The organism is Pseudomonas sp. yb_5, from assembly GCF_043103865.1.
Lineage (GTDB): Bacteria > Pseudomonadota > Gammaproteobacteria > Pseudomonadales > Pseudomonadaceae > Aquipseudomonas > Aquipseudomonas putida_Y.
In genome coordinates, this window is record NZ_JBICKE010000070.1 from 148,027 (window position 1) to 162,418 (window position 14,392).

The 14,392-nt window shown below is 59.7% G+C and carries 13 protein-coding genes and 1 pseudogene; 11 read left to right on the plus strand and 3 right to left on the minus strand.

The features are described 5' to 3' along the window. The first annotated feature begins 112 nt into the window (after window positions 1-112). Window positions 113-1,099, plus strand: coding sequence for a GlxA family transcriptional regulator (locus ACF8GF_RS10815; RefSeq protein WP_392488605.1), 987 nt, complete (start codon window positions 113-115; stop codon window positions 1,097-1,099). A gap of 32 nt (window positions 1,100-1,131) precedes the next feature. Here the strand turns inward: ACF8GF_RS10815 and ACF8GF_RS10820 are convergent, their stop codons facing one another. After that, on the minus strand, window positions 1,132-2,298 hold the full coding sequence (locus ACF8GF_RS10820) for an N-acetylmuramoyl-L-alanine amidase (RefSeq protein WP_392488606.1): 1,167 nt from the start codon (window positions 2,296-2,298) through the stop codon (window positions 1,132-1,134). 129 nt (window positions 2,299-2,427) lie between these two features. On the opposite strand from ACF8GF_RS10820, the gene ACF8GF_RS10825 reads away from it, so the two are divergent. The 4 genes and pseudogenes from ACF8GF_RS10825 to folE2 all read left to right on the plus strand — a co-directional run bounded on the left by ACF8GF_RS10825 (window position 2,428) and on the right by folE2 (window position 4,264). Then, on the plus strand, window positions 2,428-2,829 hold the full coding sequence (locus ACF8GF_RS10825) for a Fur family transcriptional regulator (protein ID WP_392488607.1): 402 nt from the start codon (window positions 2,428-2,430) through the stop codon (window positions 2,827-2,829). Window positions 2,830-2,875: 46 nt separating this feature from the next. After that, window positions 2,876-3,148, plus strand: a pseudogene (locus tag ACF8GF_RS10830) (GTP-binding protein); the annotation flags it as partial. Then, a complete protein-coding gene (locus ACF8GF_RS10835) occupies window positions 3,111-3,308 on the plus strand; it encodes a GTP-binding protein (RefSeq protein ID WP_392488608.1) in 198 nt (65 codons plus the stop codon). The pseudogene ACF8GF_RS10830 and the gene ACF8GF_RS10835, both read left to right, overlap by 38 nt. A gap of 50 nt (window positions 3,309-3,358) precedes the next feature. Beyond that, window positions 3,359-4,264, plus strand: coding sequence for a GTP cyclohydrolase FolE2 (gene folE2, locus ACF8GF_RS10840; RefSeq protein WP_392460683.1), 906 nt, complete (start codon window positions 3,359-3,361; stop codon window positions 4,262-4,264). On the opposite strand, the gene ACF8GF_RS10845 is transcribed toward folE2, so the two are convergent. Together ACF8GF_RS10845 and ACF8GF_RS10850 are read right to left on the minus strand one after the other, a co-directional pair. Beyond that, window positions 4,261-5,583, minus strand: coding sequence for a cation:dicarboxylate symporter family transporter (locus tag ACF8GF_RS10845; RefSeq protein WP_176684182.1), 1,323 nt, complete (start codon window positions 5,581-5,583; stop codon window positions 4,261-4,263). The two genes, folE2 and ACF8GF_RS10845, sit on opposite strands and share 4 nt — an antisense overlap. A gap of 158 nt (window positions 5,584-5,741) precedes the next feature. Beyond that, window positions 5,742-6,155 carry a VOC family protein gene (locus tag ACF8GF_RS10850; protein WP_021784645.1) on the minus strand — a complete coding sequence of 138 codons (414 nt, stop codon included), beginning with the start codon at window positions 6,153-6,155 and terminating at the stop codon, window positions 5,742-5,744. Between the two features lie 101 nt (window positions 6,156-6,256). On the opposite strand from ACF8GF_RS10850, the gene ACF8GF_RS10855 reads away from it, so the two are divergent. The 6 genes from ACF8GF_RS10855 to ACF8GF_RS10880 all read left to right on the plus strand — a co-directional run bounded on the left by ACF8GF_RS10855 (window position 6,257) and on the right by ACF8GF_RS10880 (window position 14,055). Next, window positions 6,257-7,129, plus strand: a complete 873-nt coding sequence (locus ACF8GF_RS10855; RefSeq protein WP_176684181.1) for a LysR family transcriptional regulator — start codon at window positions 6,257-6,259, stop codon at window positions 7,127-7,129. Window positions 7,130-7,160: 31 nt separating this feature from the next. After that, window positions 7,161-8,444, plus strand: a complete 1,284-nt coding sequence (locus ACF8GF_RS10860; RefSeq protein ID WP_176684180.1) for a DUF2254 domain-containing protein — start codon at window positions 7,161-7,163, stop codon at window positions 8,442-8,444. A 127-nt stretch (window positions 8,445-8,571) separates the two neighbouring features. Beyond that, window positions 8,572-8,961: a DUF2946 family protein gene (locus tag ACF8GF_RS10865; protein WP_176684179.1), complete on the plus strand. Its 390-nt coding sequence runs from the start codon at window positions 8,572-8,574 to the stop codon at window positions 8,959-8,961. 71 nt (window positions 8,962-9,032) lie between these two features. Beyond that, entirely contained in the window at window positions 9,033-11,186 is a 2,154-nt protein-coding gene (locus ACF8GF_RS10870; protein WP_392488609.1) for a TonB-dependent receptor, read from the plus strand. 328 nt (window positions 11,187-11,514) lie between these two features. Next, the gene (locus ACF8GF_RS10875) at window positions 11,515-11,922 is read left to right on the plus strand and encodes a DUF2946 family protein (protein WP_392488610.1); all 408 of its coding nucleotides are present in this window, start codon (window positions 11,515-11,517) and stop codon (window positions 11,920-11,922) included. Between the two features lie 81 nt (window positions 11,923-12,003). Further along, window positions 12,004-14,055, plus strand: coding sequence for a TonB-dependent receptor (locus ACF8GF_RS10880; protein WP_392488611.1), 2,052 nt, complete (start codon window positions 12,004-12,006; stop codon window positions 14,053-14,055). The last annotated feature ends 337 nt before the right edge of the window (window positions 14,056-14,392 follow it).

The window sequence follows — 14,392 nt, forward strand, 5'->3', positions numbered from 1 at the left end:
TTATAACTCTCAAAACATTAACCTGCGCGATTCCGTGCGCCAGACCACGCGGCCGAAAGTGGCCTGATCCGTACGAAATCTGTCCGCAAGCGCCCAAGGAGTTCGATTGCGAATGTTTGACGAAGCCACTTCTGAACGCAGGGTGCACATAGTCATCTACCCCGGTTTCAAATCAATCGAGGCGGTAGGTGCACTCACCGTTTTCGACTACGCCAACAAACGTCAGGCGGCCGAAGGGTTGCCTCCGACCTACAGCCTGCATCTGGTGGCACCACAACCCGGCTTGGTAGGTTCGGACACCTTGATCTCCCTGGAAGCCGAAGATCTTCGTACGAGTCCACGCCCTCATACCGCATTGATTGTCGGCGCGCGTGACATTGGCACGGCGATTGCCGAGCAGCGGCTGATCGTCGACTGGTGCAGGCAGGCCGCATCTCGCATCGATCGGCTGGTAGGTGTTTGCTCGGGGGCATTTTTCCTTGCCAAAGCAGGGGTCGTAGACGGCCTGGATGTCACCACCCACTGGAGCGTCGCCAGTAAGCTGGCCAATGATTACCCCGCGGTCAATGTCAATTCCGATGCCATCTTCATCGAGCAAGGGCGCATATGGACGTGTGCTGGCGTTTCAGCTGCCATCGACCTGAGCCTGGCCTTGGTCGAACAAGACCTCGGCCAGGAAGTGGCCCTGCAAATTGCCCGCGAGCTGGTGGTATTCCTGAAGCGCCCGGGTGGCCAGTCGCAGTTCAGCCAGCACCTGGACAGCCAGATGACCCCGCACTCCGCGATCAGGCGCCTACGCTTATGGATCCTGCAAAATCTTGATCGCCCGCTGAGCCTGGAGGTACTCGCCGAACGCGCGAACATGAGCAGTCGAAACTTGCGCCGATTGTTCCACAAGGAATCGGGCTGCTCTCCCTTGGCATTCATCGAGCGCGCGCGGATGGAGAAGGCAAGGCGGTTACTGGTGGATGAGGACACTGCACTCAAGCGCATTGCCGACCAATGCGGTTTCGGCTCGGAAGAGCAGATGCGCCGGGTGTTCCAGCGCAACCTCAAGCTCACCCCACGGCGCTACCGGGAGCGATCCCGCGCACAATGATGCCTGTGCCATTGCAGGACACGCAGCGTGGATCACGCCTGCCCCCTGGCCGCGATCAGGCTGCCAGCCGGTGGTTTCTGGCGGAAGTAGCTGTCCAGCCCGGCGAATATCGCCTCCGCGACCTTGCGCTGATGACGGGCATCATGCAACCGCCGGCAATCTCCGGCATTGGAAATGAAACCGGTCTCGACCAGGATCGAGGGTACTGCCGCCGACTTGAGCACGGCGAAACCTGCCTGTTCCACCCGCGCTTGATGCAGGCCCGACACCAGCCCAAGCTGCGAGAGCACCTGATGCCCGAGATCCAGGCTGGTGGCGATCGTCGAGTTCATCGACATGTCCAGCAGCACGCCGGCGACCATGGGGTCGCGCTCGCGCAGCTTGATCGGCAATCCCCCGGCGACCCTGTCGGCATCGTTTTCCCGCTGCGCCATCCAGCGCGCCATCGACGACGTCGCGCCCCCTTGCGACAAGGCGAACACCGATGCCCCAGACGCCGTGAGTCGCGGTGCAGCATCGGCATGCACCGAAACGAACAAGTCCGCGTTCAGCCGCTGAGCGAGTTCGGCGCGCTTGCGCAGCGGAATGAAGACATCGTCACTGCGTACCAAGCGTGCCTTGTAGCCTTTCTGTGCATCGATGCGCTTGGCCAGCAACTTGGCGATCTGTAACGCAACGCGCTTTTCCTGCTCGCCCTTGGCCCCTACTGCACCGGGATCTTTGCCACCATGCCCGGCATCTACCACGATCAACAGGTCGCGCTGTCGCGCCAAGGGCTTGGCAGCTACCGGCGCAACGCCCACCGGTGGCCCAGTGAGTACCCACTCCAGGCCATGCCTCCCGGTGCTGAGCGAGCGGACTTCGCCGCGCACTGCCGAGTCGGCCAGGTCCAGCACGATACGCAAGTCACCGGACGCGGTGATGCCACTGCGCACGGCTGTGACGGCAGTGCCGTCCAGGGCGAGATCGTTCAGTGACGCCTGCAGGCTGGCCTGAGGAAGATCAAGAACCAACCGCGGTGGCGCCGCGAGGCTGAAATGCTTCGCCGCCACCGGCCCGGTCAGCTCCAGCGACACCTTGGTGACGCTGCCCGACCGGCTCACCCAAACCCGTTTAACCGCCTGCCCGGCTTGCGCCGCAAGAGGCAGCGGCAATGCCAGGCATGCAAGCAGTAATTTCAGCACTCGGCGACGATCCATATGCACTCCCATTGACCTGCGAACCAGCGAAGCTTCGGGCAATTTCGCTAGCCATTTTATTATTGTTACTTTATAACATCTCGCATCCAGAACAAAATGAAGACTGCCCGCCAACGGAAGGAGACCTGCATGCAACTGACCAGCAATCAGCAACGTGTCCTGACGGCGCTTCAGCAAGCCGACAAGCCGCTCAGTGCCTACGCCATTCTGGACAGCCTGCGCAATGAAGGTGTCAGGGCGCCGACGCAAATCTACCGCGCGCTGGGCCACCTGGCCGAGCAAGGGTTGATTCATCGGCTGGAGTCTTTGAACGCTTATGTCAGCTGCACCTACCTAAGCCAGTGCGAAGCAGGTTTCAGAGCGTTCGCCATCTGCGACAGCTGCGGCCATGTCGATGAGTTCAACGTACCGCACCTGAACCAGGCCCTGGGGCACTGGATGAAACAGAACGTGTTTTCGCTGTGCAGCTCGGTCATCGAGCTGCACGGTAAATGCGCCGCCTGTACTCGCCGTGATGCAGGCGAGGACTGAGCAGAGCCGCACGCATGCGCACCACCCTTTATCATGAGGCCTCCCGATGAGCACCCCTGTCCCCCCTACCAACGAAGCCGCGCGGCTGCCCGTCACTGTTCTTTCCGGCTTCCTCGGAGCGGGCAAGACTACCCTGCTCAACCATATTCTGAACAACCGCGAAGGCCGGCGAGTCGCGGTGATCGTCAACGACATGAGCGACGTGAACATCGATGCCGCGCTGATACGCGAGGGTGGCGCCGAGCTGTGACGCACCGACGAACAGCTGGTGGAGATGAGTAATGGCTGCATTTGCTGCACCTTGCGCGAAGACCTCCTGCTCGGCTACAGGAAATGCGCGGCACCCACACACCCGACACGGAAGATACGGCATCGCCAGCTTCGTCTACCGCGCACGCCGACCTTTCCAGCCTGACCGCTTCTATGCGCTAGTCGAAAGCGAATGGCCTGGGGTGGTGCGCTCCAAAGGTTACTACTGATTCATACGCCTTGCTGCCACGTGCAAGGCTCCCACCACTGGATATACATGATGAGCTCAGCATTACCCGATGTTTCCGTCACCGACCTGGCCCCCAGCCTCAGCCCACTGCAATGGGTCGGCATGCAGGGTATCGACCTGCCGGTAAGGATCCAGGAACCGACCTACCAGCGTGAACTGCACGCGCGGGCGGATGTCCAGGTCGACCTGCCGGCACCGCATGTCAAAGGCATTCACATGTCCAGGCTGTATCGCCTGCTGGACGCCTGGGGGCAGGCTGCGGCGGTGTCGCCGGCAAGCCTCTTTGCGCTGTTGCAGGAGATGATCGACAGCCATCAGGATTGCGAAAGCCGCAATGCCAGGTTGCGCCTGGATTTCGACTTGCTGGTTCGCCGCCCTGCACTGGTGACCGAGGGCCTCTCTGGATGGAAGTCGTACCCGGTTCACGTGTTCGCGACGAAGGTCGGCGGGGCGCTGAACCTGAGTATCGAGGTCAGGATAGGCTACTCCTCGACCTGCCCGTGCTCGGCCGCTCTCTCCCGGCAGTTGATTGAGGACGGCTTCCTGCGAACCTTCAAGGACCAGCCACTGCTGGAAGCCAGCGCCGTCGCGCAGTGGCTGCGCAGCAACGCGTCGCTGGCGACGCCGCATAGCCAGCGCAGCGAAGCTCGAGTGCGCGTCACGGTGCCTGCCGATGCTCCGGATCTCGGGTTGCTGGCCTTGATCGACCAAGTCGAAGGCGCTTTGCGCACGCCGGTTCAGACCGCCGTGAAACGGGCTGACGAACAGGCTTTCGCAGCGCTCAACGGGCAGAACCTGATGTTCGTCGAGGACGCTGCGCGGCGCATACAGGTATGCCTTAGCGCTTATCGCGACACCCAGGTGCACGTCCGCCACCTGGAAAGCCTGCATCCGCACGACGCCTCGGCCTGGTCTACCCCGCAGGCCCCTGGCTAAGCCGGTTTGTCGACGGTTTCGACGAAAACGCCCGCAGCAACCGTCGTCGCCTGCGAACGCTCCTCGGCAGCTACCATCGGGGCAGCAGGCATCCGGTATTGGTTCTCCCACTTCGCCACAACCAGAGGCGCCAGTGCGTTGCCCAAGACATTCAGCGCCGTGATAGGCATGTCCATCAAGCGATAGACTCCGGCGATGAACGCAATACCTTCCACAGGCAGGCCGGCACTGGTCAGCGTAGCGGTCAAGATCACGAACATGGCCCCCGGAACGCCGGCTGCGCCCTTGGAGGTCAGCACCATGATGATGATCAGCATCGCCTGGTCAGCCAGGCTCAGGGGAATTTCATAGAGCTGCGCGATGAACAGCGTGCCGATGCCCACGAAAAGCGATGCGCCATCCAGATTGAAGGAATAACCCGTAGGGATAACCAACGTAGCAATCGAACGCGGCGCACCGTAGGCCTCGACCTTTTCAATCAGCTGGGGCATGACAGTCGCCGAGGCGGCAGTACTGAACGCCAGAATCAACTCATCCTTGATCGCCTTGATCAGGTCGAAGATGTTGATCCCTGCAACCTTCGCGATGCCGCCCAGCACGACCACGCCGAACAGAATGACCGCGATGTAGGTGACGGCAATCAGTTTTGCCAGAGGCAGCAATGCGGAAAGCCCGAAGTTGGCGACCGTCACGCCGATCAGGCCAAAAATCCCGATGGGTGAGTAATGCATCACGATATGCGTCACTTTGAACATCGTCGCGGAAATGGCATTGACTACCGCGATCAGCGGCATTTTTTTCTCTTTGTCCAGAGCACTTAGCCCAAAGCCGAACATGACCGAGAAGAACAGGACAGGCAGCAGCTTCCCTTGCGCCATTGCACCGACGATATTGTCCGGGATGATATTGAGGATGACTTGACCAAATCCTGTGTTCTCCGAGGTAGACGGAAGCAAGAGCGTTTGGGTGTTTGCAAGGGTCGTCAAGTTGGCCCCTACGCCCGGCTGTGCAAGGTTGCCAACCAACAGGCCACAAACAATTGCGATGCTGGTCACGACAAAGAAGTAGAACAGGGCTTTCACCCCTACCCGCCCTATCGCCTTGTTATCACCATTGCCTGCGATCGCGCCGACCATGCACGCGAATACGAGGGGTACGACAATCATCTTCATCATCTTGATGAAAATATCGCCGACGGGTTGCAAAAGGTTGCTGGTTATCCAGGCTTTGTACTCTGGAAAGAAATTGAGAAATGCCCCCACTACAACTCCGAGCACAAGACCTGCAATAATTCTAGTCACCAGACTAGTCTTCGCCATACGTCCTCCAGTTATTATAATTTGGACTGTACATTGGCCGGCAAAAATGCCAAACACATCGTTGGAACCTTTTATTTTTATTGAGTGGCCACTCACCGATACACGCCTCTTACCTCACGCAGACAAAGCGGGAGGCGCGTCCCGGACGTTTATGCCAATCAGGTGGCAAAAACACCTTCAAAGTCCTTGAACCCTTTGATCTCGATCGGGTTGCCACTGGGGTCCAGGAAAAACATCGTTCGCTGCTCCCCAGGTTGGCCAGGGAATCGTACAACCGGCGGTATGTCGAACTGCACACCATGAAACGCCAGGCGATCTGCCATCGCGAACCAGTCATCCAGATGCAGCACCAAGCCGATATGCGGCATCAGCACTTCATGGTCGCCGACTTTGCCGGTACGGGTAGTGGGAAAAGGCACACCTTTGTGAAGCGAAATCTGGTGACCGAAGAAATCGTAATCCACATAAGTTTCACTCGCGCGGCCTTCTTTGCAGCCGAGAATGTTACCGTAGAAGTTACGAGATGCTTCGAGATCTGTAACATGGTATGAAACATGAAATAACGATTTCATAACTAACCTCTTGGGTTTCTGATAGAACTTTTGGGGAGGTTAGCGTAGCCTCGCGCACGTGCTAAAGCGCATTTTTCCATCTCTCAGCGAAAGGAAATGTTTTGGACACTCGATTTCTCGAAAGCCTGATGGCAGTAATAGAAACTGGCTCGATTGCAGCGGCGGCTCGACGGGAAAACCTGACAGCACCTGCAGTCAGCCAACGTATACAAGCACTCGAGAAATCGCTGGCGTGCGAACTCCTGAACCGCAGCGCACATGCTGTCGAACCGACCGAGAAATGCCTGTCGTTGTTGCCGAAGATTCGAGATCTGATCCAGGGGGCAGCAGAGCTGAAAGAAGATCTGGACACCAGTTGCCTATCCGGTTATCTCAAGATCGGCGCGATTTCTACGGCGTTGACAGGCATATTGCCGGAGGCCATGAATCAGCTATCAAGCATTGCCCCGCAATTAAGGCTGCGCATCACGCCAGGGGACTCGCGCAGTCTTTACGAACACGTGGCTTCCGGAGCGCTTGATGCGGGAATCATGGTATGTCCGCCCTTCACTGTCCCTAAAACCTTGCGTATGCAGGTGCTTCGAGAAGAACCCCTGATGCTTTTGACCAAAGACCCCATTGACAAAAGCGACGTCCGCTCGACGATTCTTGGGCGAAACCTGATTCGATATGACTCAAATGCCTGGGGTGGGCAGATTGCACAGCAATACCTGGATGACAATAACCTGCAGCCCGACGTGCTGTGTAATCTGGATGCGCTAGATGCAATCCACATCATGGTCGCAAAAGGCATGGGGGCTTCTGTTGTCCCGTACTGGGCGGGATTGAAGACTGACGACGTACATGCAACACCCGTGTCGGAGGCTGACAGCTACATGCGCCAGGTCGTCCTGCTTTACAAGTCCACCCCCAGAAGGCCTAAAGCTGTGGAGGTATTGAAGGAACAGCTTATGAATAACTGCAACTTCCCATAAGGGCCTACACTCTCGGCAACAGGAGGTCTTCATGATAGCTCGCTGGCGTTGGTTGGCTACGAGAATTGCCAAGCGTCTCTGGTTCAGAGCAACGCTTTTCTCCCTGTTGGGGGTGGTTACAGCGTTGGTGGCCGTGGTGCTCAAGGATGCGGTCCCTGTCACCTTGCCTGCCCGTATCGGTGCAGATGCGGTTGACAAGATATTGGGCATCATCGCCTCGAGCATGCTTGCCGTCACGACGTTTTCGCTGAGTACAATGGTCTCGGCCTACAGTGCCGCCAGCAGTGGCGTAACCCCGCGCGCCACTTCGCTGGTCATGGAGGACGCCACGACCCAGAACGCTCTGGCCACTTTTATCGGGTCCTTTCTCTTCAGCCTCGTCGGTATCATTGCACTGAGCACCGGAGCCTACGGTACACAAGGTCGTGTAGTGCTTTTCACCGTGACGATTGCGGTTGTGGTTCTGATCATCTACACCTTGCTGCGCTGGATTGATCACCTCTCCAAACTAGGGCGCGTGGGCGAGACGATCGACCGTGTCGAAAAAGCTGTGATCAAAGCCATCGAGCAGCGTGTTGAACACCCTTGCCTGGGCGGTGCAGCCTACCCGCCTGACTTCAAGTTTCCTGGGGTAGCCCATGAAGTGAAAAGCAGCCAAACCGGCTATGTACAGCACATCGATGTCCTTACGCTAAACAGGATTGCGACGGACACCAAGATTCGAATTTATCTCGAAGTCCTGCCTGGCACCTTTGTCCATGAGGGTATGGTGGTGGCACGGGCCGTGGCCGTGAATGGCGAGCCGCTCGATGACAATGGCGCGCTGGACCTCGAGATTTTCGCTGCCGTGACCATCGGCCTCAGGAGAACGTTCGAGCATGACCCGCGCTTCGGGCTTTCGGTGTTGTCAGAGATCGCCTCGCGAGCGCTGTCCCCTGCGGTAAATGATCCCGGTACAGCCATCGACATCATTGGGCGCGGCATTCGCTGCCTGACGTGTTGGGGGAAACTGCATCCCGTAGCGCAAAGCACGGATAACGAATGCCCGCAGGTCTATGTTCATGCACTGCTGGCGGATGACCTGTTTGACGATTTTTTTGCACCGATCAGCCGGGACGGCGCGGCTTTACAGGAGGTCAATCTGCGCTTGATCAAAGCCCTTGTCAGCCTGGCGCACATCAACCCCCGTGCATTTCAACCCGCCTGCAGCCGGCATGCCGCGCGATTGCTTGCGCACGCGGGCAATGGGCTTGTGCTGCAACAGGACAAGGACGAACTCCGCGCTCTCGCTGCCGAACTCATAGGTGTTCAATAAGTCTCGTGCGCCTGTACCCGATTGAATATTCGCGCTTGAAAAGTCCCCCTGTTCAGATGCTTCAGAAGATGTAGAATCCGTCGCCAACTCCAAACCTGATCATTCCGTTGTCACGCCGAGTCCCGTCATGAAGCTGGCCCACCACACACGATCACAGGTCGCCTGGGTGCTGTATTTCAGCATCCTGTTCGGCTCGTTGTTGTGCGCCATGGGCCATGGGCAAATGGCCGGGTTGCGCCTGGCTGGCATGGATGATGCCGCTTGGTGCACGGCTGACAGCAGCGGCATGTACCAAGGTGAGCAAGACTTAAGCGATCCGGCCCTGCCTGCTGGCGGTGACTGCGTGATCGCCAGCCTGTTCAGCGCCACGCTGCTGGCCGTATTTTTCGGCCTGCTGACCCTGCTCGCCGGCGAGCCGGGCAGCCCCTTACCCAACCAACCTCCGCCACGCCTGCCCAAGCAGCGTTGGCCACTGGTCAATCCCCGCGCCTCTCCTGCTTCGCTTCTCGCGTTCTGACATCGCCACGTCCCCGTGCCGCCTGATCGGCAGCGGACGTGTGCTCACCGATTTCAGCCAGGAAGCCTTGCATGTTCCGCATGACCACTTTGGCGCTGCTCGTTGGCAGCGCAACCTGTGCCTGGGCGCAGGATGACACCCTGACCCTGCCGGCCAGCAATGTCACGGCCACAGCCAATCAACCCAAGGAGGCAACCAGCCTTGACCTTGATCGCCCCATCGAAAGCGGCTCACGGCTGAACCTCAGCGCCAGGGAGAACCCCGCTTCCATCAGCGTTGCCGACCGCAAGACCATGGAGCGCATCGGCGCACGTAACTTCCAGGACGCCGCCAATGCACTGCCCGGGGTTAACGCCTCGGCTCCGCCCGGCTGGGGCGGATATGTGTCGTACCGAGGGTTCAACGGTGCCCAGATCAGCCAGTTGTTCAATGGCATCAATTTGCAGTATGGCGGCGCGGCGCGCCCGGTGGGCGCCTGGATCTACGACCGCGTCGAATTGCTCGGCGGGCCATCCTCCTTCCTCAACGGCAGCGGCGCTGTCGGTGGCAGCCTCAATTTCATCACCCGGCTGGCAAGCCGTGACGAAGACACCTTCGAAGGGCGCGTCAGTTATGCACGCTACGACACCATGGAAACGTCGGTCGCCTTCAACAAGGCGCTTAACACGGGCGACGGCCCGCGCCACTATGCCCGCCTCGACTACAGCCGCACCAGTACCAACGGCTATATCGATCGCCAGGAGAATGGGGCCGGCAACCTGGCTTTCTCGCTGCTTAGCGACATCAACGATCAGCTCTCGCACACGCTGGCCATCGAATACCTGGAAGAGCAAGAGGACAGCCCCTACTGGGGCACACCGGTATTGCAGCCACTGGTCGGTACCTTGCACATCGACAAGCACAACCGTTTCAACAACTACAATGTCGAAGACGGTCGCTACGAGCAGCGCACCCGGTGGCTGCGCTCGATCACCGACTACCGCTTCGACGACAACACCCAACTGCGTAATACCTTCTACCACTACAACGGCCAGCGCGATTACCGCAATCTCGAGGTGTATCGCTACAACGCCGACAACAGCGCCATCGCTCGCTCAGGCGGCTATCGCCAGCGGCACGGCCAGGAGGTCAACGGCGACAAGCTCGAGCTGACCCACCAGGGCCAGTTGTTCGGCCTGGCCAGCGACTGGGCGTTCGGCATGGACTACAGCACCAACCAGCAAACCAACTACCCGCTGTCCAAGGGGGCATTCGACACGGTTGACCCGAACGGCTTCGAACCCGGGCACTTCCTCGATATCCCCGGTATGGACGCGCCCATGACCAAGGGCAGAACCACCACCACCTACACCACCTCGGCCTTCGTCGAGAACCGTACCCGCCTGACCGATCAGCTGTCATTGATCACCGCACTGCGCTACGACCATATCGACTTTGACGTGGTCGACCATGTGGCGCGAGCCAGGCTGGACCGACGCTGGGACGCCATCACCGGTCGCCTGGGCCTGGTCTATGACCTGACCTCCAACGTCAGCCTGTACACCCAATACAGCACCTCGGCCGAACCACCAGGCGGTACCCTGACCAGCGCCTCGATCAGCCAGGTCGGCGACTTCGACCTGAGCACCGGCCGTCAGGTCGAGGTAGGCAGCAAGTTCGACTTCCTCGACGGCCGCGGCTCGGCCACGGCAGCGGCGTATCGCATCGTGCGCAAGGATATCTCCGTGCCCTCCTCGACCGTGCCCAACACCACCGAGCAGGCGGGCCAGCAGACCTCCACCGGCATCGAGCTGACAGCCTCGTTCAAGGTCACGCCCAAGCTGCTGGCGGCAGGCAACTTCAGTTGGGTGAATGCCGAATACGATGAATTCAACGAGACCATCGGCGGCGTGGTGTACTCGCGCAAGGGCAAGAACCCGGTCAACATCCCCGACCGCGTGGCCAACCTCTGGTTGACCTACGACCTGGCGCCCGGCTGGCAGGTCGGGGCCGATGCCCGCTATGTCTCATCGGTGTACGCCAACACCGCCAACACCGCATGGGTACCGTCGTACACCGTCTACGGGCTGTCCATGACCCACGACCTGGACAAGCACGTGCAAGTCAGCGCGCGGCTGCGCAACCTCACCGACGAGGTGTATGCCCGCTTCATCCACCAGACCAACACCCAGTACTACCTGGGTGAACCGCGCAGCCTCGAAGTCGCTGTGCAGTGGCGCTACTGATGACACCGACCGGGCGCCTTTCGTGTTTGGCTGCGACCGAAGCGATTGCCGCTGTTCTCTGAAAAACAAAAGCCGGGACGGTAATACGCCCCGGCTTTTGTTTGGCCCGATGAGAACCCTGCCAAGCATAAAACACCGGAAGGGATAGCCACTCTCTTGGACTCTGCATTCCAATAAAAAACCTGAGCCGAACGTTCATGATGGCCGCCTGCATGCGCAGTCGTTGAGCCCTCAGCGTGGTACGCCCGCGACAAAATGGCGCACCACGGAACTTGTACAGCCCGCAACGGATGCGGCTTAATGCGCGCCACGTTCGTTCGGGTGACTCATGCTTTCACGTGCTCGCGCACATCTTTGTCTGTTCGCCTGCTTCGCCCTGCTGTTCAACCTGCTGGCGATGCCGCTCGACCGTGCCTTGCAATCACCTCGCCTCGACAGCCAGTCGTTGATTCTCGGCAGTTTCTGCAGCCTGCACGGTGCCCAGAGCCTGCCCAAGTCACTGTTGGACCAGCTCAAGGCAGACCTGCCGCAACTCGACCATTCCCCTGAACCCAAGCACCAGAGTGGTGACTGCTGTTGTGGCCATGCCGGCCATGCCTTGGCAGGCGGTGATTACTACCGCCATCTGTTCCCCCGCTACTGGCCGGCCGACCTTCTACTGGGAGACCGTCATGCCTTGCCGCTGCCACGAGAACAGTGGCCTCGGCTGAATCCCCGCGCCTCACCCCTGGCCTGAACCGTCGCTGCTGTCTTGTGGTCATGGCGTGCGCTGCACGACGCCTGACCTTGCCCGACCGTTTTTGCCAGGAAACCACACATGCCTGCGTTCCGTTGTACCGCACGCGCCGTACTGCCCGTGCTCGCCTTGTTCGGCCTCAACCCGCTGTCACTTGCCATCGCTGAAACACTGCCTGCCGAAAACTCGGTACTCACCCTCGGCGCGGTCAATGTGACCGGCACCAATAGCGGCCCCTTGGCGACGACCAGCGTGCTCAGTTCGGTGGATATTCTGGGCGGTGACATCCTCGAGGAGATGCCGGTTGCCTACAGCTGGGAGCTGTTCCGCCGGGCACCGGGGGTGATGCTCACCGAGTTCAACCAAGGCACCACCTCCGGCAAGCTTTCGTTCCGCGGCTTCAATGGCGAAGGCGAAGTGAACGCGGTCAAGTTGCTGATCGATGGCATCCCCAGCAACACCAACGACGGCAACATGCCCTTCATCGACTCGGTGTTCCCCATGGACATCGACAGCATCGAAGTGGTGCGCGGCACCAGCGACCCGCGCTATGGCCTGAACAACATCGCCGGCAACGTCAACATCAACACGCGCACCGGCGGCAACTACAACAAGGCGCGCCTGCGCTACGGCAGCTTCAACACCCGCGAGGTGCAACTGGCCAAGGGCATCGAGACCAGCAACTGGACGCAGAACTACTTCTTCGCCCGCCAGCAGGTCGACGGTTACCGCGACCATGCCGACACCGAACGCTACAGTTTCGGCGGCAAGTGGTTCTATACCCCTGACGATGGCAGCTACCGCCTTGGCCTGATCGCCCGCCACTACGAGTCCGAAGCCCAGGAGGCCGGCTACCTGACCGAGGATGACGCCCGCCACCACCCGCGCATGAGCAATGACTACAACGCCACGGACAAAGGCACGCGGCGAATGAACCAGGTCAGCGTGCACTTCGACACCGACCTGGCCGAGACCCTGTCCTGGTCGGCCAAGACCTACCTCAACACCTATGACGACCGTCGCTGGACGCAGTACTGGCGCACCAGTTCACAGCAGGAACGCGACACCTACGAAGATCAGTACGGCGCCATCACCTCGCTGACCTGGCGGCCACAGGTGGACTGGCTGCACGCCTTCGCGCTGGAGGGTGGCAGCGATGTGCAGAAGCAACAGAACCGTAGCGAGCGCTACCGCACCGTGGAGCGTGTACGCCAGGCGCAGACACGCGACCAGGACTTCGACTTCAACACGGTCGGTGCCTATGTACAGGCGGAGATCGAGCCGTTCGAATCGCTGAAGATCGTTCCGGCCTATCGGGTGGACAAGATCAGTGGCGACTTCACCAACAAGATGACCGGGCAGGACTACGACATCAACGACTACGGGTTGATCAAGCAGCCCAAGCTCAGCATTGTCTATTCGCCGTGGAAGTTCGCCAGCGTTTACGCCAACTGGGGCCGCACCTTCCAGGTCGGGACGGGCGCCGCAGCCTACAAGGTGCCGCCGCGCAACGAGGACCTGGCCCCGTCGATCAACGAAGGCTGGGAAACCGGCGTCAAGTTCACCCCGGTCAGCTGGGTCGATGGCCGCGTGGCCTATTGGCGTCAGGACGCCTCTGGCGAAGTGAGCCGTCGCCTGAACGACCCGAGCGGCGAGTCGGACAACGTCGGCGAAACACGCCGCTGGGGCTATGACCTGCAGGTCAACCTGCACCCGGACGAACGCACCGAGGTGTGGATGTCCTACTCCTGGCAATACTCCAAGATCCTTGAGCCCAGCAGCGCGTTACCAGGCAGCAAAGGCCAGGAAATCGATCACGTGCCACATCACCTGTGGAACACCGGCATCAGCTACCAGGCCACCCCTGCCCTGCAATTGACGGCCTGGATGAATGGCCAGACCAACTACTACCTGGAACGCGAGAATACCCAGGGCCGGTATGGCGGTTACGTGCTCACGAACCTTGGCGCGACCTACAAGGTCAACGAAACGGTGAGTGTCGACCTGCAGTTGAAGAACCTCACCAACCGCTACTACGAGTACGTGTGGTACGACCCGGACGGTGCGGATGCTTCCCTGCACTCCCCGGGTGACGGTCGTGCACTGTATGCCGGCGTGACGTTCGATTTCTGAAAGCCTGCACGTTGGTCGGCGCCAGTGGTTCGGGCAACGCCCTAAGCTGCCTTGGCTTGCTCGACCACTTGTTGGCCGTCGCGATCGATTGGCTTTCGAATTGCCGGAAAACAGGCTATGTTCGTGATACGGAACTTGCGAGGGAAACCTGGCCTTCGGCCAAGGAACGGATCCGCGCAACGACATGAAATGCGGAAAACGTCGCAGGTGCCGTAGCCGTGGTGATAGCCAGTTCTGCACTGCCACTACCTACCGCAACGCTTTCTGAATCCAGCAATCAAACATGGCGAAGGGCATCACATGTGAACGCCAGGAGGCTTTTCCAAGGCGCCATCAA